The sequence below is a fragment of the Caulobacter sp. FW305-C-30-S16 genome (assembly GCF_058783025.1).
Window position 1 is genome coordinate 348,748 of sequence record NZ_JBYSYH010000003.1, and the last position, 18,809, is coordinate 367,556.

19 protein-coding genes are annotated in these 18,809 nt (G+C 67.2%); 1 reads left to right on the forward strand and 18 read right to left on the reverse strand.

Going from position 1 to position 18,809, the window contains the following annotated elements; all coding sequences use genetic code 11:
• Positions 1 to 8: 8 nt before the first annotated feature.
• From AC3WJT_RS13765 to sidA, 9 genes are all read right to left on the reverse strand, one after another.
• Positions 9 to 1,211, reverse strand: a complete 1,203-nt coding sequence (locus tag AC3WJT_RS13765) for a 1-deoxy-D-xylulose-5-phosphate reductoisomerase (RefSeq protein WP_492343695.1) — start codon at positions 1,209 to 1,211, stop codon at positions 9 to 11.
• Entirely contained in the window at positions 1,199 to 2,053 is an 855-nt protein-coding gene (locus AC3WJT_RS13770; protein WP_492343696.1) for a phosphatidate cytidylyltransferase, read from the reverse strand. The genes AC3WJT_RS13765 and AC3WJT_RS13770 overlap by 13 nt, the downstream gene beginning before the upstream one ends.
• Positions 2,031 to 2,795, reverse strand: a complete 765-nt coding sequence (gene uppS / locus AC3WJT_RS13775; RefSeq protein ID WP_492343697.1) for a polyprenyl diphosphate synthase — start codon at positions 2,793 to 2,795, stop codon at positions 2,031 to 2,033. Before uppS ends, AC3WJT_RS13770 begins: the two co-directional genes overlap by 23 nt.
• Before the next feature lie 19 nt (positions 2,796 to 2,814).
• Entirely contained in the window at positions 2,815 to 3,381 is a 567-nt protein-coding gene (frr, locus tag AC3WJT_RS13780; protein ID WP_492343698.1) for a ribosome recycling factor, read from the reverse strand.
• Positions 3,382 to 3,401: 20 nt separating this feature from the next.
• On the reverse strand, positions 3,402 to 4,124 hold the full coding sequence (gene pyrH / locus AC3WJT_RS13785) for a UMP kinase (protein WP_492343699.1): 723 nt from the start codon (positions 4,122 to 4,124) through the stop codon (positions 3,402 to 3,404).
• Positions 4,125 to 4,224: 100 nt separating this feature from the next.
• Positions 4,225 to 5,160, reverse strand: coding sequence for a translation elongation factor Ts (tsf, locus tag AC3WJT_RS13790; RefSeq protein ID WP_492343700.1), 936 nt, complete (start codon positions 5,158 to 5,160; stop codon positions 4,225 to 4,227).
• Between the two features lie 99 nt (positions 5,161 to 5,259).
• Positions 5,260 to 6,156 (reverse strand): 30S ribosomal protein S2, encoded by an 897-nt coding sequence (rpsB, locus tag AC3WJT_RS13795; protein WP_492343701.1) that lies wholly within the window; start codon positions 6,154 to 6,156, stop codon positions 5,260 to 5,262.
• 672 nt (positions 6,157 to 6,828) lie between these two features.
• Complete coding sequence (gene dnaE, locus AC3WJT_RS13800; RefSeq protein WP_492343702.1) at positions 6,829 to 10,278, reverse strand: DNA polymerase III subunit alpha; 3,450 nt, start codon at positions 10,276 to 10,278, stop codon at positions 6,829 to 6,831.
• 103 nt (positions 10,279 to 10,381) lie between these two features.
• Complete coding sequence (gene sidA / locus AC3WJT_RS13805) at positions 10,382 to 10,471, reverse strand: cell division inhibitor SidA (RefSeq protein WP_492343703.1); 90 nt, start codon at positions 10,469 to 10,471, stop codon at positions 10,382 to 10,384.
• 81 nt (positions 10,472 to 10,552) lie between these two features.
• Between sidA and AC3WJT_RS13810 the strand changes: the two genes are divergently transcribed.
• A complete protein-coding gene (locus AC3WJT_RS13810) occupies positions 10,553 to 10,843 on the forward strand; it encodes a VOC family protein (protein WP_492343704.1) in 291 nt (96 codons plus the stop codon).
• On the opposite strand, the gene AC3WJT_RS13815 is transcribed toward AC3WJT_RS13810, so the two are convergent.
• The 9 genes from AC3WJT_RS13815 to AC3WJT_RS13855 all read right to left on the reverse strand — a co-directional run bounded on the left by AC3WJT_RS13815 (position 10,800) and on the right by AC3WJT_RS13855 (position 18,808).
• Positions 10,800 to 11,156 carry a hypothetical protein gene (locus AC3WJT_RS13815; protein WP_492343705.1) on the reverse strand — a complete coding sequence of 119 codons (357 nt, stop codon included), beginning with the start codon at positions 11,154 to 11,156 and terminating at the stop codon, positions 10,800 to 10,802. The genes AC3WJT_RS13810 and AC3WJT_RS13815 overlap by 44 nt on opposite strands.
• Before the next feature lie 92 nt (positions 11,157 to 11,248).
• Complete coding sequence (locus AC3WJT_RS13820) at positions 11,249 to 11,941, reverse strand: ABC transporter ATP-binding protein (RefSeq protein WP_492343706.1); 693 nt, start codon at positions 11,939 to 11,941, stop codon at positions 11,249 to 11,251.
• A complete protein-coding gene (locus AC3WJT_RS13825) occupies positions 11,934 to 13,220 on the reverse strand; it encodes a lipoprotein-releasing ABC transporter permease subunit (RefSeq protein ID WP_492343707.1) in 1,287 nt (428 codons plus the stop codon). The genes AC3WJT_RS13820 and AC3WJT_RS13825 overlap by 8 nt, the downstream gene beginning before the upstream one ends.
• Positions 13,217 to 14,545 carry a proline--tRNA ligase gene (gene proS, locus AC3WJT_RS13830; protein ID WP_492343708.1) on the reverse strand — a complete coding sequence of 443 codons (1,329 nt, stop codon included), beginning with the start codon at positions 14,543 to 14,545 and terminating at the stop codon, positions 13,217 to 13,219. Before proS ends, AC3WJT_RS13825 begins: the two co-directional genes overlap by 4 nt.
• A gap of 298 nt (positions 14,546 to 14,843) precedes the next feature.
• The gene (locus tag AC3WJT_RS13835) at positions 14,844 to 15,101 is read right to left on the reverse strand and encodes a DUF1467 family protein (protein WP_492343709.1); all 258 of its coding nucleotides are present in this window, start codon (positions 15,099 to 15,101) and stop codon (positions 14,844 to 14,846) included.
• On the reverse strand, positions 15,101 to 15,520 hold the full coding sequence (mce, locus tag AC3WJT_RS13840; protein WP_492343710.1) for a methylmalonyl-CoA epimerase: 420 nt from the start codon (positions 15,518 to 15,520) through the stop codon (positions 15,101 to 15,103). The genes AC3WJT_RS13835 and mce overlap by 1 nt, the downstream gene beginning before the upstream one ends.
• Positions 15,521 to 15,530: 10 nt before the next feature.
• Positions 15,531 to 17,210, reverse strand: coding sequence for a ribonuclease J (locus AC3WJT_RS13845; RefSeq protein ID WP_492343711.1), 1,680 nt, complete (start codon positions 17,208 to 17,210; stop codon positions 15,531 to 15,533).
• Positions 17,207 to 17,992, reverse strand: coding sequence for a type III pantothenate kinase (locus AC3WJT_RS13850; protein WP_492343712.1), 786 nt, complete (start codon positions 17,990 to 17,992; stop codon positions 17,207 to 17,209). Before AC3WJT_RS13850 ends, AC3WJT_RS13845 begins: the two co-directional genes overlap by 4 nt.
• 81 nt (positions 17,993 to 18,073) lie before the next feature.
• Positions 18,074 to 18,808 carry a biotin--[acetyl-CoA-carboxylase] ligase gene (locus tag AC3WJT_RS13855; RefSeq protein WP_492343850.1) on the reverse strand — a complete coding sequence of 245 codons (735 nt, stop codon included), beginning with the start codon at positions 18,806 to 18,808 and terminating at the stop codon, positions 18,074 to 18,076.
• Position 18,809 lies beyond the last annotated feature (1 nt).

Sequence of the window (18,809 nt, forward strand, 5' to 3'; positions counted from 1 at the left end):
CCTTACAGTCAGTGGAAGACTGGACGCAGCGAAACCGCTTCCGCCGCAACCCGGCGCGCGCTCGCATCGACCATCATTGCGCCCTCGAGAGCGCCATCCCCCACGCCAGCGTCCAGATCCCCCACACCGTTCATGCGGGCGAGGGTATCGGAAACCAGCGGCGCAATATCGAGAAAGCCGATCCTGCGGTCAAGGAAGGCCGCCACCGCGACCTCATTGGCGGCGTTCATCGCGGCCGGCGCGCCGCCGCCGGCGTTGAGCGCGTCGCGCGCAATGCCGATCGCCGGGAACTTGTCCGAGTCGGGTGCCTCGAAGGTCAGCTGACCCATGGCGGCAAGGTCCAGCTTCGGCGCCGGCCATGGCAGCCGGTCGGGCCAGGCGAAGGCGCAGGCGATAGGCGCCCGCATGTCCGGCGGGCCGAGTTGCGCAAGTGTCGACCCGTCCTCGTACTCGACCATGCTGTGAATCACCGACTGGGGATGGATGAGCACGTCGATGCGCTCGGCGGGCGTGGAGAAGAGGTACGAGGCCTCGATCATCTCCAGGCCCTTGTTCATCATCGTCGCGGAATCGATCGAAATCTTGGCGCCCATGCTCCAGTTTGGGTGGGCGACCGCCTGTTCCGGCGTTGCGGTCTTCATCTGCTCGCGGGTCCAGGTGCGGAACGGGCCGCCCGAAGCCGTGAGGATCAGTCGCGCGACCCGCTGGATGCAATCCGGCTGCAGCACCTGGAAAATCGCCGAATGCTCGGAATCCACGGGGATCACCCGTCCGCCGGCCAGGCGAGAGGCTTCCAGCAGGGCCGGGCCGGCGCAGACGAGACTCTCCTTGTTCGCCAGCGCGATCACCGAGCCCTTACGCGCCGCCGCCAGGGTCGGGGCGAGACCCGCCGCGCCGACGATGGCCGACATCACCCAGTCGGCGCCCAGGGCCGCGGCATCCTCGATGGCCTTGGCGCCGCCGGCGGCCTGCAGGCCGCTGCCGCTGAGCCGCTCACGCAGCTCGCCGAGCTTCGACTCGTCCTCGATCACCACCAGCATCGGACGCCAGCGCAGCGCCTGCTGCGCCAGCAACGCGACATTCCGGCCGGCGGTCAGGGCGAGAATCTCGACCGCCGCGCCTGACTTGTCGAACAGATCCAGGGTCGAGACACCGATGGACCCGGTCGACCCCAGGACCACCACGGTGCGCGGGGCGGTCACGTCGCCCATCCCCAGTGAACGATGATGCGCGCGCCCGCGATGGCGATGCTGGCGAACAGCAGCCCGTCCACACGGTCGAGCAGACCGCCATGGCCAGGAATGAGATCGCCTGAGTCCTTCACGCCGAACCGCCGCTTCAACATCGACTCCCACAGATCACCGGCCATGGTCGCGAGCCCGCCGACAAGGCCGAACACGCCGGCGGTGAGCGAGGTCAGCTCCATTCCCGCGAAATAGGAAAAGGCGATCGCCGCGAGAACCGAGCCGGCAAGGCCGCCGATGAAGCCCGACCACGTCTTGTTCGGCGAGAACCGTGGCCAGAGTTTGGGCCCCTTGAGCGCGCTGCCGACCGCGAATGCGCAGATGTCCGCCGCCCAGGTGATGACGAACAGCAGCAGCATCCAGGTCACGCCGGGGGTCAATGACCAGCTGACGCTTTCGCCGGCGGGATTGCGCAGCCAGACCATCGCGATACAGGCCGGCGCGATGTAGATCACGCCATAGGCCGCATCCGCCGCGCGGTCGGCCTTGTGCCGGGTTATGAAGGCCGCGAGCAGCGCGCCGCCGATCATGAGAAGCCAGGCGCTGCGATACCAGCCGACATGGGCCGCGAACACGGCCGCCAAAACGGCCACAGTGATCGTGACGGCGACCTCGGCCGGCGCTTCCGGGGCGCACATCTTGCCCCATTCGACCGCCAGCAGGCCGATGGCGATGGCGATCATCAGCAGGAACGGCCCGCCGCCATACCAGATCGCGCCCAGCACCGTCGGCACCAGGACGGTGGCCGAAGCGATGCGGATCGCCAGGTTCTTCCAGTCGAAGTCTTTACCCGGCGGCGAGGACGTCATCGGACGCGGCTCCGCCATAACGCCGCTCACGGGCCCGGTACTCGGCGATCGCCGCGCTCAGATGGTCAGGCCCGTAGTCGGGCCAGTAGACGTCCTGGAACACCAGCTCGGCGTATGCGCACTCCCACAGCAGGAAGTTGGAAATGCGCTGCTCGCCGCTGGTGCGGACGATCAGGTCAGGCGCAGGCGAGTCGGCGGTCGAGAGCTTCTGTTCGAACAGGGCCTCGTCGAGATCCGCGGCGCGCGCCCTGCCCTGTTCGACGTCCTCGGCGAAACGGCGGGCGGCGTCGGTGATATCCGCCCGGCCGCCGTAGTTGAACGCGACCTGCAGCAGGAACTTGTTGTTTTCAGCGGTGCGCGCTTCGGCGCGGTCGATGATCGCCAGGATGTCGGGCTTCAGTCCCGAGCGACGGCCGATGACGCGAACCCGGACGCCTTCGCGCACCAGCCGCTCCAGATCGCTTTCGACGTAGGCCTTGAGCAGGCTCATCAGTTCGGAGACTTCGGCCATCGGCCGACGCCAGTTCTCGGTCGAAAAGCCGAACACAGTCAGGGTCGTAACGCCCAGGCCGGACGCGGCCTCGACAGTCCGTTTCAGCGCCTTGACGCCCTCCCGGTGACCGAAAGTGCGTGGCAGGCCGCGCTGTTTGGCCCAGCGCCCGTTGCCATCCATGATGATGGCGACATGCAGCGGCCCGTCCGTCGGCGTCATCGCCACTCCTTCCTGTCCGTCACGCGTCATCCCCCGCGAAACGTACAGCTCAAACCTGCATGATCTCTTGTTCTTTTGTTTTCAAGGTCTCGTCGATGCGCTTGACGCACTCGTCGGTCATCTTCTGGACCTCGCCGTCCATGCGGCGAAGCTCGTCCTCGGTGATGACGGAGTCTTTCTCCGCCTTCTTGAGATCGGCCATGGCGTCGCGTCGCACGTTGCGAACGGCGATCTTCTGCTGCTCGGAGTATTTCCCGGCCACCTTGACCAGGTCCTTGCGGCGCTCCTCGGTCAGGGGCGGCACCGGGATGCGCAGGTTCTGTCCCTCGACCACCGGGTTGAAGCCCAGGCCGGAGTTCCGGATGGCCTTTTCCACGGAGACGACCAGGGCGCGATCCCAGACGCTGACGCTGATCGAGCGGGGCTCGGGGACGCTCACCGAGCCCACCTGGTTCAGCGGAACGGTGTTGCCGTAGGCCTCGACCATCACCTGGTCGAGCAGGCCTGACGACGCGCGGCCGGTCCGCAGACTGGCGAACTCGTCTTTCAGGGCGGAAACGGCCTTTTCCATGCGGCTCTTGTAGGTGCTCAGCACGGGTTTTTCGGCGGCGGCCATATGCAGGCTCCCTCTTCTTCCTATGCAGCTTCGGAAATGACGGTGTGGACGCCCTCGGCGCGCAGCACCTTCATCAGATTGCCCCGTTCGCGGATCGAGAAGACCACGATGGGGATGCCGTTCTCGCGCATCAGACTGATCGCCGACGCGTCCATGACCTTGAGGTCACGGGACAGCACGTCGTGATAGGTCAGCCGGTCAAAGCGTTGCGCGGATTTGTCCTTCTTCGGATCGGCGGTGTAGACGCCGTCCACGCTGGTGCCCTTGAACAGGGCGTCGCAGTTCATCTCCGCCGCCCGCAGGGCTGCGCCGCTGTCGGTGGTGAAGAACGGATTGCCGGTGCCGGCGGCGAAGATAACCACCCGGCCCTTTTCCAGATGGCGCTCGGCGCGGCGGCGGATCAGCGGCTCGCAGACGGTCGGCATCGGAATGGCAGACTGCACCCGGGTGGAGACGCCGATGCGCTCAAGCGCGTCCTGCATCGCCAGGGCGTTCATCACGGTCGCCAGCATGCCCATGTAGTCGGCGCTGGCCCGTTCCATGCCCTTGGCCGCGCCGGCCAGGCCGCGGAAGATGTTGCCGCCGCCGATGACCAGGCACAATTCGATGCCGCTGTCGGCCACCTGCTTCAGGTCCTGGGCGACCGCCGCGACGGTCTCCATGTCGATGCCGAAGGCGGAATCGCCCATCAGCACCTCGCCGGACACCTTCACCAGGATTCGCTTGTAGGTCTTTGTCGGCATGGGTTTCCGGCGCTTGAGCGAGTCAGTCGGGCTCAACATAGACCAAGGGCGCCCCCAGCGTCAGCCGGGAGCGCCCCCAATCAGGTATTCGGTACGCGGATCAGGCGCCGCCGGTCATCGACGCCACTTCGGCGGCGAAGTCCGTGACTTCCTTTTCCACGCCTTCGCCGAGGGCCAGGCGGATGAAGCCCTGCACCTTCAGCGACGAACCCAGTTCCTTGCCGGTCGCTTCGACCAGCTGCTCGACGGTCTGGTCCGGGTTCATGACGAAGGCCTGCTTCAGCAGCACGACTTCCTCGTAGAACTTGCGGATCCGGCCCTCGACCATCTTCTCGACGACCGACTCGGGCTTGCCCGAGGCCAGCGCCTGTTCGGTGAAGACGGCGCGTTCGCGTTCGACGTTGGCCTGGTCGAGGTCATCGGTCGACAGCGACAGCGGGTTGGTCGCGGCCACGTGCATGGCGATCTTGCGGCCCAGTTCCATGATGGCCGCCTGGTCGCCGGCGCCCTCGATGGCCACCAGCACGCCGATCTTGCCGAGTTCCGGCGCGACGGCGTTGTGGATATAGGCGCCGATGGCGCCCTCGGCCACGACGAAGCGCTTCGAACGGCGCACCATCATGTTCTCGCCGATCGTGGCGATCAGCTGGGTGACCATCTCGCCGATGACTTCACCGTCAGCCGTCTTGGCCGCGGTGATCGCCTCGACGCCGTCGACGTCCAGACCAGCCTTGGCCGTGGCCCGGGCGGCGTTCTGGAACAGTTCGTTGCGCGCGACGAAGTCCGTCTCGGCGTTCAGCTCGATGACCGAGGCGGTCATGCCCTTGCCGTCGTTGCGCGTGGCGATGGCCACGAGACCTTCGGCGGCGGCGCGGTCAGCCTTCTTGGCGGCCTTGGACAGGCCCTTGGCGCGCAGCCAGTCGATCGACGCTTCCATGTCGCCGTCGTTTTCGACGAGCGCCTTCTTGCAGTCCATCATGCCGACGCCGGTCTTCTCGCGCAGGTCCTTGACCAGCGCAGCGGTGATTTCCGCCATATCGTGTCCTCCTGAGTTGGGACTTATAGGGTCGCGGCCCGGCCTTACGACCGGGCTGCGAAAACGGTGTGACGCCAAGGCTCTCCCGAAGGAGAACGATCAGCTGGCGGCGGGTTCTTCCGGAGCGGCTTCAACGGCCGCTTCGGCCGCCACAGGGGCTTCGGCCGGAGCCTCAACCGGGGCCGCGACGGCCTCCGGTTCAGCGGGGGCTTCAGCAGCAGCGGGAGCGGGCTCCGGCGTAAGCTCTCGGGCGAGCGTCGGCTCGACCGGGGCTTCCGAGGCGCCGATATCGACGCCGCTGGCCACCACGCCGGCGGCCATGCCGTCGAGCACCGAGTCAGCGATCAGATCGCAGTACAGCAGGATGGCGCGCGCGGCGTCATCGTTGCCCGGGATCGGATAGGTGATGCCGTCGGGGTCGCAGTTGGTGTCCAGGATCGCGATGACCGGGATGTTCAGCTTGCGGGCCTCGAGGATGGCGATCGCTTCCTTGTTGGTGTCGATCACGAACATCAGGTCGGGAATGCCGCCCATGTTCTTGATGCCGCCCAGGCTCAGCTCGAGCTTGTCGCGCTCGCGCGTCAGCTGCAGCAGCTCCTTCTTGGTGCGGCCGGCGCCGTCGCCGTCCAGCACGCCTTCCAGCTCGCGCAGACGCGAGATCGAACCGGAGATGGTGCGCCAGTTGGTCAGGGTGCCGCCGAGCCAGCGGTGGTTGACGTAGTACTGGGCGCAGCGCTTGGCGGCCGTGGCCACCGGGTCCGAGGCCTGACGCTTGGTGCCGACGAACAGCACGCGACCGCCGGCGGCCGCGACTTCGCGGACCTTCACGAGGGCCTGGTGCAGCAGCGGGATCGACTGCGACAGATCGATGATGTGGATGTTCGAGCGCGAGCCGAAGATGTAGCGGTCCATCTTCGGGTTCCAGCGGTGCGTCTGGTGGCCGAAGTGGGCGCCGGCTTCAAGCAGCTGGCGCATGGAGAACTCGGGGAGAGCCATGTGGTCTTGTCCTTTTTCCGGTTATCGCCTCCGCAGACAAACCCCTGGATTTCCAGGGACCGGAACGGACTGAGCAGGATTTCTCCCCACCCGGCCCGAACGTCCACGTGCGTGATGAGGCGCGCATGTAGGGGATGGAGGGCGGAAATGCAAGCGGGGGCGCGGCTGCAGCGTCTTTCCTCTCCCGTGAGGGAGAGGGGGACCATGCGGAGCATGGTGGAGAGGACGGAGCCGCTCTGACCAGCGAGTTCTGATTTCCGGGCGTGCCGGATCGCCTCGCGCCGCCCCTCCACCATGCTCCGCATGGTCCCCCTCCCCGCTTCGCGGAGAGGATTGATGCTGATACGCCCTGAAGGCCTTGATGGAATTCGAGCTCCGGGCGACGGCCTTCGTCAAGGACCGCTTCGCGGCCGCGCCGCGGCGGGCTCTTCCTTGACCAAGGTCGTCTCCGGAGCAAGCTGGCCGTCAAGACATCAGGGGGTGGTCTGCCTTTGAGCCCCCCCCAATAGCCGCTCATCCCGGCGAAGGCCGGGACCCAGGTGTTTTTGAAACAGCTGCCCGTCTATCGGGTTGGCCTCGAGCCATCCCTGAACCATGAGCCGAAACTCTGAAACAAGCCTGGGTCCCGGCCTCCGGCCGGATGAGCGGATCTAGAGGAAAGGCTCGGAAGCCCTACACATCCTCCAGGTACGCCACCCCCGGCGCGGTCTTCAGCGCCCCGCGCAATGAAGCGTCCAGCGTGTAGAACCCCGGCAGCTTGACCTCGACCTCGCGGCCCCCGCCGAGGCCAGCAACGAGGACCACCTCCCCGCCCCGCTGGGACGAGGCTACCTGGAGGCGTTTCTTCAGCGCCTCGATCTCCATCGAGTGCGGCGAGACATGCACCCGCAGGCTGGCGGCGACCGACTCGATGGCCTTGTCGATCGGTTCGGCGTCATCGCCGAAGAAGCGCACCTCGCCGTCGCGGGACTTGGCGCGGACCCTGATCGCGACGGCCTTGCCCGGCTCGAGGATGTCGCGGCACTTGCGCAGCGCCTCGGGCGGGAACAGCACCTCGTATTCGCCGGTCGGGTCGGACAGGGAGACGAAGGCGAACCGTTCGCCGCTCTGCTGGGTGCGTTCCTGCCGGCGGCGGACCATGCCGGCCATGCGGAAGGCCTCGGTCCCCGCCTCGGCCTGCACGATCGCGTCGCTGAGCATGGTGGTGCGGCGGCGGCGCAGCACCTCGACCATGTCCTCCAGCGGGTGACCGGTCAGGTAGAAGCCGACGGCCGCCAGTTCCTCGTCGAGCCGGCGGATCTGGTCCCAGGGCTCGGTGCGCGGCAGGCGCGGCCGCGAGGCGTCAGGCTGCTCGCCGCCGAACAGGCTGACCTGGGCCGAGGCGCGATCGGCCGCCAGGCTCTGGCCGTGCGCCACCAGCACATCGGCGGCCTCGACGATCTGGGCCCGGTTGGGGTGGATGCTGTCGAAGGCGCCGGCGCGGGCGAGGCTTTCCAGCGCCCGCTTGTTCACCTGGCGCGGATCGACGCGCTCGACGAAGTCGAACAGGTCGCGGAACGGCCCGCCCTCGGCCCGTACGGCGGCGACATGCTCCATGGCGGCGAAGCCGACATTGCGCACCGCCCCCAGGGCGTAGAGCACTTCGCCGTCCTCGACCTCGAAGTCGGCGCTCGAGCGGTTGATGTCCGGCGCGCGCACCTTGACCTGGAACTTGCGGGCGTCCTGGTAGAACACGGCCAGCTTGTCGGTGTTGCTCAGGTCGAGGCTCATCGAGGCCGCGAGGAACTCGACCGGCGTGTTGGCCTTCAGCCAGGCCGTCTGATAGGCGATCAGCGCGTAGGCGGCGGCGTGCGACTTGTTGAAGCCGTAGCCGGCGAACTTCTCGACGTGCTCGAAGATGGCCCCGGCCTTGTCGCCGTCGACGCCGCGCTCGATGGCGCCGGAGACGAACCGCGCCTTCTGCTGGTCCATCTCCTCCTTCTTCTTCTTGCCCATCGCCCGGCGCAGCATGTCGGCTTCACCGAGGCTGTAGCCGGCCAGAACCTGGGCGATCCGCATCACCTGTTCCTGGTAGACGATGACGCCGTAGGTCTCGCTGAGCACCGCCTCGAGGGACGGGTGCATGACGTCCATCGGCCGGCGGCCGAACTTGGTGTCGATGAACAGGTCGATGTTGTCCATCGGGCCCGGCCGGTAGAGCGAGATCAGCGCGGTGATCTCCTCGATCGTACCCGGCCGCATCTTGCGCAGGGTGTCGCGCATGCCCTGGCTTTCCAGCTGGAACACCCCGACCGTCTGGCCCGACGACATCAGCTCGTAGGAGGCCGTGTCATCCAGCGCCAGTTTGGCCAGATCGATCGCCGCGCCACGCTTGGCCAGGTATTTCACCGCCCGGTCGAGGACCGTCAGGGTCTTGAGGCCGAGGAAGTCGAACTTCACCAGGCCGGCGGACTCCACCCACTTCATGTTGAACTGGGTCGCCGGCAGCTCCGAGCGCGGATCCTTGTAGAGCGGCGTCAGCTCGATCAACGGCCGGTCGCCGATGACCACGCCGGCGGCGTGGGTCGAGGCGTTCCGGTAGAGCCCCTCCAGACGCAGCGCGACCTCGAGACACTGGGCGACCGACGGGTCGTCGTCGCGCGCCTGGCGCAGCCGCGGTTCGAGATTGATCGCCTGGGCCAGGGTCGTGGGATTGGCCGGATTGTTCGGCACCATCTTGCAGAGCCGGTCGACGAGCCCCAGCGGCAGCTGCATCACCCGGCCGACGTCGCGCAGCACGGCGCGCGCCTGCAGGGTGCCGAAGGTGATGATCTGGGCCACCCGGCCAATGCCGTACTTGTCCTGCACGTACTCGATCACCTCCTCCCGCCGCTCCTGGCAGAAGTCGATATCGAAGTCGGGCATCGAGACCCGCTCGGGATTGAGGAACCGCTCGAACAGCAGGCCGAACCGCAGCGGATCCAGACCGGTGATCGTCAGCGCCCAGGCGACCAGCGAACCGGCCCCGGAGCCACGGCCGGGCCCGACCGGAATGCCCTGGGCGTTGGCCCATTTGATGAAGTCCGAAACGATCAGGAAGTAGCCCGAGAAGCCCATCGTCTGGATGACGCCGATCTCGCGCTCCAGCCGCGCCCAGTAGTCCGCCTCCGGGGCGGCCAGTTCCAGACCTTCGAGCCGCATACGCAGCCCCTCGGCGGCCTGCCAGGCCAGTTCGGCGTTCTCGTCGCGCCCGGCGGCGGTCGGGAAGCTCGGCAGGATCGGATCGCGCTTGCTGACCATGAAGGCGCAGCGCCGCGCGATATCGATGCTGTTGTCGCAGGCCTCAGGCAGATCCGAGAACAGCGCGCGCATGTCGGCCGCCGGCTTGAACCAGTGCTCGGCCGTCACCCGGCGCCGTTCGTCCTGACCGATGAAGGCGCCGTCGGAGATGCACAGCAGCGCATCGTGCGCGTCATACATGTCGCGCTTGGCGAAATAGACGTCGTTGGTCGCCACCAGCGGAACATCGTGCTCGTAGGCCCAGTGAACCAGCCCGGCCTCGGCCGCCGCCTGCTCGGGCAGGCCATGCCGTTGGAGCTCAACGTAGAAGCGGTCACCGAACACCCGCGCCATCTCGGCGAGGGCCAGGGCGCCCTCTCCTGTCTTGCCGACCGCGAACAGCGGATCGACCGGGCCGTCGGTCCCGCCGCTGAGCAGGATCAGACCCTCGGCATGCTCAATGACCTTCGACCAGGCCACGCAGGGCTCGGCGACGCCGTCGTTTTCCAGATAGGCGGCCGACGACAGGGCCGAAAGGTTGAGATAGCCCGTCTCGCTCTGGGCGAGCAGCACGACGGTCGGCGTCCGCGCCCAGCGATGCGTCTGCCCCTCGCCGATCCCGGTCACCGGCAAGGCGCAGCCGATCAGCGGCTGGACGCCTGACTCCTTGGCCGTGACGGAGAATTCGAGGGCGCCGAACAGATTGGCCCGGTCGGTGACGGCCACGGCGGGCATGCCGGCGGCTTCCGCCATCTTGCCGACCGCCTCGGCCTTGATCGCCCCTTCGAGCAGGGAATAGGCCGACCGGACCCGCAGATGAACGAACCCGCCGTCGGCGCCGCTCCCTGCCTTGTCCCGCGCCATGGCGCCATCCCTTCAGGTTACCGCGCCGCGCCATTCGGGCCGGGCGTCAAACGAGTCACTTCACGGACAATCGCCCGCGCGGCGCTCGCATTCCAGCGGCAAGTCAGGCCACAACGTAGGCAACTGAACACATCATCCAGACAAAGCCGACGACGGAGGCCAAAGCGAGGGATTCACGAGCGATGCGGGCCATTCGGGCCTCCTCATTTCAAGTTGCCCGTTTGTTCTAATTCCTGTTTTGTTCTCACGTCAAGGCAATTCGGAGAACGCCGTCATGGACCAGCGCCTGAGCCTTATCACCCTTGGAGTCGGCGAGCCTCTCGCTGCGCCGGGCGGCGCCATCACCCTGGCGCTCAACGGGCGGTCCGTCGTCGAGGTTGATCAGGCTTACGCCCGGGCCATCGCCGCCGGCGGCCGAGCGGTAAAGGCGCCCGCGCCGGTCTTCTGGGGCGGCTATTCAGGCTACTTCGCTGATCCGGACGGCCATCTCTGGGAGCTCGCGCACAATCCGTTCTGCGAGATCACACCACGCGGGGAGACGCTTTTCGCCGGCTCGTCGGATTGACGTCGCCGCTGTTCATCGGCGGCTGATGCTGGCCCACGATGTCGGCGTGCTCTTCTCGCCGCACGACGCCGGTGATGTTCAGGCGCGCGAAGATCTCGGTGGCGCCGAAGCCGGACTGGGCTTCGTCCCAGGTCTCGAAAACGCTGCGGTGCAGGCTGTCGGTCTCACCGGCGTAGACGATCACCGGCGCGTCGCCGTTCCAGTGCACATAGATGAAGTTGGCGCCGCCCGGCGGAACCGGTCGCAGGTCTTCGAGCGCCTTGTAGCGGTAGAGGTTTCCGGACTGGCCGGCGATATCGAGGTGGCGGGTCAAGGTACGCTCCCAGCCGATGAAACAGGAACTGTCGTAAGACCCCGCGATCTGGGCGAAAGCGGGGCGCTGACGAAAGCGTGAGGGGTGACGGTCTAGAAGCCCGGCGTGCGCGCTTCGAGGTGCCCGTCCTTCAGGGCGAAGACCCGGTCCATATAACGGGCCAGCTCCATATTGTGCGTAGCGATCAGCGCCGCAACGCCGGTGTCCCGCGCCAGGTCGTACAACGCCTGGAAGACCGAGGCCGCCGTGTCGGGATCGAGGTTGCCGGTCGGCTCGTCGGCCAGCAGCAGGCGCGGCGCGTTGGTCAGGGCGCGGGCGATCGCGACCCGCTGCTGCTCGCCGCCGGACAGCTGGCCCGGCTGGTGATGCAGGCGTTCAGCCAGACCCAGCCGGCTCAGCAGCGCCTCGGCCCGCTCGCCGGCGACAGGGCGTGACTTTCCGGCGATCATCGCCGGCATGGCCACGTTCTCGATGGCCGAGAATTCCGGCAGCAGGTGGTGGAACTGGTAGACGAAGCCGATGGTGCCCAGCCGCATCCGCGTGCGCGGGCGATCGCCCAGCTTCGTGCAGTCCTGGCCGGCGACCGTCACCGTTCCGCCGTCCGGGCGTTCCAGCAGGCCGGCGGCATGCAGCAGTGACGACTTGCCCGAGCCCGACGGACCGATCAGCCCGACGATTTCGCCCGGCATCACGTCCAGATCGACGCCCTTGAGCACCGGCAGCCGGCCGGCGTCGGTGATGTAGGTGCGGGTGACCCCGCGCAGGGAGAGGACCGGTTCACTCATAACGCAGGGCCTCGACCGGATCGATGCGTGAGGCCCGCCAGGCCGGCGGCAGGGTGGCGACAAAGCTCATGAACAGCGACCAGCCGGTGATGATGCCGACCTCGCTCCATTCGATCTTCGCCGGGACGTGAGTCAGGAAATAGATGTCGGCGTTGAACACATTGGCGCCGGTGACCCACTCTACGGCCTTCTGGATCGCCTCGATGTTCATGCAGAAGATCACGCCCAGCAGCAGGCCCGCGACCGTGCCGGCGACGCCGACCGCCGCGCCGGACATGAAGAAGATGCGCATGATCGCGCCCTGCCCCGCGCCCATGGTGCGCAGGATGCCGATGTCGCGGCCCTTGTTCTTCACCAGCATGACCAGGCCCGAGATGATGTTCATGGCCGCGATGGCGACGATGAACATCAGGATCAGCCGCATCGCGGCCCGCTCGACCTGCAGGGCTTCGAAGAAGCTCTGGTTCTTCTGGGTCCAGTCGGTGACTGCCGAGCCGGGACCGGCCGCGCCGCTCAGCAGCGGCTTGATGTCTTCGACCGCATCGGGGTCGTCCAGCATGATCTCGATCGCGTCGACACTCGTGCCACGTCCGAAGAACAGCTGCGCCTGGGCGAGCGGCATGTAGATGAAGGCCTGGTCGTACTCGCTCATCCCGACCGAGAAGATGCCGCCGATCGTGTAGTCCTTCTGCGTCACGCTGGTGCCGAAGGCGGTCGACGACCCCGCGGGCGAGATCAGCGTGACGGAGTCGCCAGGCGCGACTCCGAGGCTGGCCGCCAGCCGGTCGCCCAGCAGGATCAGGTCGCCACCGTAGTCGCCCTGGCCGAAGCCCTCGCGGGAGCCGGCCTTGATGTTGCCCGAGACGATGGTCGTGGCCTTCAGGTCGGCGGGGGTCACGCCGCGCACGATGGCCCCGGCGATCTGGTTGGGGCCCAGCACCATGGCCTGGCCTTCGACGACCGGGATCACCTGCCTGACCCCGGGAACGGCGCGCAGGCGGGTGACGATCGCGCTCCGGTCCGGACTGTTCAGCGGTGCGCCGGTGACATAGGCGTGGCCGTTGAAGCCCAGGATCCGGTCAAGCAACTCGGTGCGGAAGCCGTTCATCACGCTCATCACGACGATGAGCACCATCACGGCCAGCATGATGCCGATGAAGGAGATCAGCGAGATCAGCGCCACGCCGCCGTGCTTGCGCTTGGCGCGCAGGTAACGGGCGGCGACGGCCCGTTCCCACAGGCCGAACGGCGGCGCGACGGAGCCGGCGGGCTGGGTCACGCAGCCGCCTTCGCCGACAGACCGGCGATCACATCGGCCAGCGGCGCCGTGGAGCGTTCGCCGCTCGCACGGTTCTTGATCTCGACATTGCCCTCGGCGAGGCCCTTGGGTCCGATAATCAACTGCCAGGGCAGGCCGATCAGGTCGGCGCGGGCGAACTTTCCGCCCGGCCGCTCGGCTGTGTCGTCGTAGAGAACGGCGCGGCCGGCGGCGGTCAGGGCCGCATAGGCCTGTTCACAGGCCGCGTCACAGGCCTCGTCGCCCGGACGCAGGTTGATCAGGGCCAGATCGAACGGCGCGACGGCCTCGGGCCAGATGATGCCGCCCTCGTCGTGGCTGGCCTCGATGATCGCGCCCAGCAGGCGCGAAACGCCGACGCCATAGCTGCCCATGTGGACATTGACGTCGACGCCGTCGGGACCGGTCACCCGGGCCTTCATCGGGTCGGAGTATTTCTCGCCGAAATAGAAGATGTGGCCGACCTCGATGCCGCGGGCCGACAGCTGCTTGTCGGCGGGCACGGCGGCGAAGGCGTCCGCGTCGTGCATCTCCTCGGTCGCCGCATAGAGCGCCGTGCGCTGGTCGACGAGCGGCTGCAGGTCGCCATACCAGTCGACGTCGGGACCGGGCGCGCCCATCTCGACCAGATCCTTGTGGCAGAACACCTGGCTTTCGCCGGTCTCGGCCAGCACGATGAACTCGTGGCTCAGGTCCCCGCCGATCGGGCCGGTGTCGGCCTTCATCGGCACGGCCTTCAGTCCCATGCGGGCGAAGGTGTTCAGATAGGCGATGAACATCCGGTTGTAGGCGGCTCGCGCGTCGGCCTCATTGAGATCGAAGCTGTAGGCGTCCTTCATCAGGAACTCGCGGCCGCGCATCACGCCGAAGCGCGGGCGGCGCTCGTCGCGGAACTTCCACTGGATGTTGTAGAGATTCAGCGGCAGGTCCTTGTAGCTCTTCACATAGGCCCGGAAGATGTCGGTCACGACCTCCTCGGCGGTGGGCCCGTAGAGCAGGTCGCGCTTGTGGCGGTCGGTGATGCGCAGCATCTCGTCGCCATAGGCCTCGTAGCGGCCGCTCTCGCGCCAAAGGTCGGCCAGCTGGATCGTCGGCATCAAAAGCTCGACGGCGCCGGCGCGGTCCATCTCCTCGCGAACGATCTGCTCGACCTTCTTCAGCACCCGCAGGCCCAGTGGCAGCCAGGCGTAGATTCCGGCCGCTTCCTGACGGATCAGGCCGGCGCGAAGCATCAGCTGGTGCGAAACGATCTGGGCGTCCGAAGGCGCCTCTTTGAGCGTAGGCAGGAAATAGCGCGACAGGCGCATTGGTAACCCCATGAAACGAGCGCCTGACTTACCCTCGCGGCCCCTTGATTGGCAACGCGGGCGGCAAAAAGAAGGCCGCCGGGATCGCCGGCGGCCTTGCAAGTCATCGTCGGGGAAAAACGCCACGGAGCAAGACCGGCGAACCGGCCTTCCATGGCCCGACGCTAGCGCTGACTCGCGTGGCGGGCAGCCGCCTGCAGCGCCCCACGTACGCGGGAGTGACAATCGCTCAAAGTTTGGGCGACGGGAGCGGTCTGTGACAGAGGGCGCCGAAACCCTGGGCGCTTACCGCAGATCGTCAGCTGTTCGGCATCGACGGCAGGCTGATCAGGCCGAAGCGGATGACCAGCCAGATCACGCACCAGATCAGGGCCGAGACCCAGGTCGTGGTGATGAACTTGCGCTTGAGGTTGGGATTGACCGGCGCGCCGGGGTCGCCGCCGTCCTTCACCTCGATGCCTTCCTCGGCATAGGTGCGGTTGCCCAGCGGCAGGACGGCGAACAGGGTGGTCCACCAGAGGGTCAGATAGATGGCGATGCCGGTCCCGATGCCCATCAGTGATGTCCGTCCTTCGGGGTTTCCATCAGCTCGACCAGCATGCCGCCCATATCCTTGGGGTGCACGAAGATGATCAGGGTGCCATGCGCGCCGATGCGCGGCTCGCCCAGCACCGTCGCGCCCTTGGCGACCAGGGCGTCGCGGGCTTCGTAGATGTTCTCCACCTCGAAACAGATGTGGTGCTGCCCGCCCTTGGGGTTCTTGGCCAGGAAGCCGTGGATGGGGCTTTTCTCGCCATAGGGCTCGATCAGCTCGATCTGGCTGTTGGGCAGGTTGACGAAACAGACCCAGACGCCCTGCTCCGGCATCGCCCATTTGTCCGTCCACGAGGTCGCGCCCAGCAGGTCGCGATACATGTTCAGGGCGTCGTCGATCGAGGGCGTGGCGACGCCGACGTGGTTGAGCTTGCCGATCATGGGTGGCCTCCTAGATGCGCAGAACGGTCGTCTCGACCACGGGCTTGCGTTCCCATATCCGGAAGGCGCCCTTTTTGACCACCCGGGACAGGGCGCTCTCGACGATCTCGTCGAAGGCGCGTTCCTCTGCAGGGACCTTCTTCACAGCCTGCTCGGCATCGCGGCACAGATCGTCGAGCGCCTCGTCCAGCGGGAAGTCGGCGTCGCCGGCCAGGCCGATGGCGCGGATCTGCGGACCGGAGACGATCCGTCCCTTCCCGTCGAGCGCGATGGTGACCATCAGCACGCCGTTGAAGGCCGCGTGACGACGCTCCTTGAGGGCGTCGCCGTTCTCGGGGGTGACCATGCCGCCGTCGATGTACAGGCGGCCGGCGGGGACCTCGTCGATGATCTCGGCGCGACCGGGGGCCAGGCGGACCATGTCGCCGTTGCGCGGGCTGACCGTCTGCGGAACCTGCAGATCGCGGGCGAAGGCGGCATGCTCGAGCAGGTGGCGACGCTCGCCATGGGTCGGCACCGCGATCTGCGGCCGGGCCCAGGCGTACATCTGGGCCAGTTCGTCCCGGCAGGGGTGGCCGGACACGTGGATCCCCGGATGGTCGCGCTCGGTGCAGAGGCGGACGCCGCGGTCGGCCAGACTGTTCTGCAGGTTGCGGATCGGCACCTCGTTGCCGGGGATCACCCGCGAGGAGAAGATCGCGTGGTCGCCCTTGCCCAGGTTGACGTGCGGGTGTGTCCCCGACGCGATCCGCGCCAGCGCCGCACGGGCCTCGCCCTGGCTGCCGGTGCAGAGGTAGAGGATCTTGTCCTGCGGGAAGTGCTTGGCTTCCTTCTCGTTGATGAACTCCTTGAGACCGCTCATCAGCCCGACGGACCGGGCCGCGGCGCTCATGCGGTGCATCGACCGGCCGACCAGACAGACACGGCGATCAGCGGCCTCTGCGGCGCGGATCACGCTGTCCATGCGTGCGACGTTCGAGGCGAAACAGGCCACCGCCACCCTGCCCGTCAGCGGCTTGATCAGATCGGCCAGCGCCTTGCGGACATCGGCCTCGGAGCCGGCGTGGCCGTCAACGAACACATTGGTGCTGTCGCAGACCATCGCCAGCACGCCCTCGTCGCCGAGCTTGCGGATCGCCTCGTCGTCGGTGACGCCGCCCAGCAGCGGGTCTGGGTCGATCTTCCAGTCGCCGGTGTGCAGCACCGTGCCCAGCGGGGTGCGGATCGCCAGGCCGTTCGGCTCCGGGATCGAGTGGGTCAGGGTGATCAGCTCGAGCTCGAACGGCCCCAGCGAAATCTTGCCGCTCAGTGGCACCTCGGTGATGTCGACCTCGTCGAGGAGGCCGGCGTCACGCAGCTTCTCCCGCAGCAGGAAGGCGGTGAACGGCGTGGCGTACACCGGCGCCTTCAGGCGCGGCCACAGCCAGGCCACCGCGCCGATGTGATCCTCATGGGCGTGGGTCAGCACGATGCCGAGGATGTCGTCGGCATAGTCCTCGATGTAGGTCGGGTCCGGCAGGATCACCTCGACCCCGGGCGTCGTCTGGTCGCCGAAGGTGATGCCCAGGTCGACGACAATCCACTTGCGATCGTCCTCCGGCCCGTAGCCGTAGAGATTGAAGTTCATGCCGATCTCGTTGGACCCGCCCAGGGGCAGGAAGACCAGCTCGTCGTTCTTGCGCGCTTTCATTGGCTGCGCAGATGGGCGTTGCGGCGATGGATTTCCAGCAGCCCGCGGATCGTCAGATCCGGGTCGTAGTGGTCGATCATGTCGGTAGCGCCTTCAAACAGGGAGACGACGCCTCCGGTCGCGACAACGGTCAGGTGTTCGCCCCGTTCCGCCTTGATGCGGGCGATCAGCCCTTCGATGAGTCCGATATAGCCCCAGAACACGCCCGACTGCATGGCGGTCACGGTGTCGGTGCCCACGACCCGGTTGCGTTCCGGGCGCTGGATAGCGATCCGCGGGAGCTTGGCCGCGGCCTCGTGCAGCGCCTGCATGGAGAGGTTCACGCCGGGCGCGATGATGCCGCCCTCGAACCCGCCGTCGGCCGCGACGATGTCGAACGTGGTGGCCGTGCCGCTGTCGATGACGATCAGGGGCCCCGGGTAGGCGATGTGGGCGCCGACAGCATTGACCAGCCGGTCAGCGCCCGCCTCGGACGGCTTGTCGATCCGCACCGCGACGCCGAGCTCCGCATTCTCGCCAATGATCAGCGGCTCGACGCCGAGATAGCGGCGCGACAGGTTGCGCAGGTTGAAGATCGACTGCGGCACGACGCTGGAGATGATGCAGCCGCTGAGGCTCTTCATCGTCAGGCCGTTCATCTCGAACAGCTGCGACAGCCAGACGGCGTATTCGTCAGCCGTGCGGGTGCTCTCGGTCGCCGAGCGCCATTGGGCGATCCAGGTCTCGCCGTCATGGACGGCGAACAGGGTGTTGGTATTGCCCTGCTCGATAGCCAGCAGCATCTAGGGCTCCCTCGGTTCGATTTCATCGAACCGCGATTCCAAAGTTGGGCGGATCGGACCACGAGCGACTGACATCGCTCGCTACGATCCGCCGAAGAAAACGTCGCCAGCGGTGATGCGCCGCAGCATTCCGTCTGGCAAGCGCAACCGAAGCGCGCCATCCGGATCGAGGCCTTCGGCTACGCCGGAGACCGTTTCATGGCCGAGCCGGGCCGTGCAGGCTTCACCGAGCCCATGCGCCCGACGCGTCCAGGCGTCAGCGATCACGGGGAAGCCGGAGGTCTGCCAGACCTGTCGCCAGCGCTCGAAAGACGCAGCCAGGACCGTGAGGGCTTCCAGAGGCTTTGGCGGCGGCGCCGTCATGTGTTCAGCGAAGGCGGTCGCGGGACGCTCAGGCGCTTCGGGGGGCGTGGAGAGGTTCACGCCGACACCGACCGCGACCCAGAGCCCGCGCGGGTGCTGGCCGGATTCCACGAGAATGCCACTGGTCTTGCGACCGTCGATCATCGGATCGTTGGGCCATTTCAGCGTGACCTGCGAGGCAGGGACGAAGGCGTCGGCCAGATCGGCGACCGCAAGGGCGGCGACAAAGCTGATCTGCGCGGCCTCGGCCGGCGGACGGTCGGTGACAAACAACAGGGTGGCCGCGAGGTTGCCCTGCCCCGTCTCCCAGGTACGGCCGCGACGACCGCGACCGGCGGTCTGGCGAGCGGCCGTGATCCACAGGGGCCCCACCTCTCCCGCTTCGGCGCGGCGACGCGCCTCGGCGTTCGTGGAATCGATCTCTTCGAGCGCCTCGATGCGCGGCGCGGTCACG

Bases quoted from the DNA above. Each gene is read 5' to 3' on its own strand.
- AC3WJT_RS13765 (WP_492343695.1), bottom strand. From the start codon at position 1,211: ATGGGCGACGTGACCGCCCCGCGCACCGTGGTGGTCCTGGGGTCGACC.
- AC3WJT_RS13770 (WP_492343696.1), bottom strand. From the start codon at position 2,053: ATGACGTCCTCGCCGCCGGGTAAAGACTTCGACTGGAAGAACCTGGCG.
- uppS (WP_492343697.1), bottom strand. From the start codon at position 2,795: ATGACGCGTGACGGACAGGAAGGAGTGGCGATGACGCCGACGGACGGG.
- frr (WP_492343698.1), bottom strand. From the start codon at position 3,381: ATGGCCGCCGCCGAAAAACCCGTGCTGAGCACCTACAAGAGCCGCATG.
- pyrH (WP_492343699.1), bottom strand. From the start codon at position 4,124: ATGCCGACAAAGACCTACAAGCGAATCCTGGTGAAGGTGTCCGGCGAG.
- tsf (WP_492343700.1), bottom strand. From the start codon at position 5,160: ATGGCGGAAATCACCGCTGCGCTGGTCAAGGACCTGCGCGAGAAGACC.
- rpsB (WP_492343701.1), bottom strand. From the start codon at position 6,156: ATGGCTCTCCCCGAGTTCTCCATGCGCCAGCTGCTTGAAGCCGGCGCC.
- dnaE (WP_492343702.1), bottom strand. From the start codon at position 10,278: ATGGCGCGGGACAAGGCAGGGAGCGGCGCCGACGGCGGGTTCGTTCAT.
- sidA (WP_492343703.1), bottom strand. From the start codon at position 10,471: ATGGCCCGCATCGCTCGTGAATCCCTCGCTTTGGCCTCCGTCGTCGGC.
- AC3WJT_RS13810 (WP_492343704.1), top strand. From the start codon at position 10,553: ATGGACCAGCGCCTGAGCCTTATCACCCTTGGAGTCGGCGAGCCTCTC.
- AC3WJT_RS13820 (WP_492343706.1), bottom strand. From the start codon at position 11,941: ATGAGTGAACCGGTCCTCTCCCTGCGCGGGGTCACCCGCACCTACATC.
- proS (WP_492343708.1), bottom strand. From the start codon at position 14,545: ATGCGCCTGTCGCGCTATTTCCTGCCTACGCTCAAAGAGGCGCCTTCG.
- AC3WJT_RS13835 (WP_492343709.1), bottom strand. From the start codon at position 15,101: ATGGGCATCGGGACCGGCATCGCCATCTATCTGACCCTCTGGTGGACC.
- mce (WP_492343710.1), bottom strand. From the start codon at position 15,520: ATGATCGGCAAGCTCAACCACGTCGGCGTCGCCACGCCCTCGATCGAC.
- AC3WJT_RS13845 (WP_492343711.1), bottom strand. From the start codon at position 17,210: ATGAAAGCGCGCAAGAACGACGAGCTGGTCTTCCTGCCCCTGGGCGGG.
- AC3WJT_RS13850 (WP_492343712.1), bottom strand. From the start codon at position 17,992: ATGCTGCTGGCTATCGAGCAGGGCAATACCAACACCCTGTTCGCCGTC.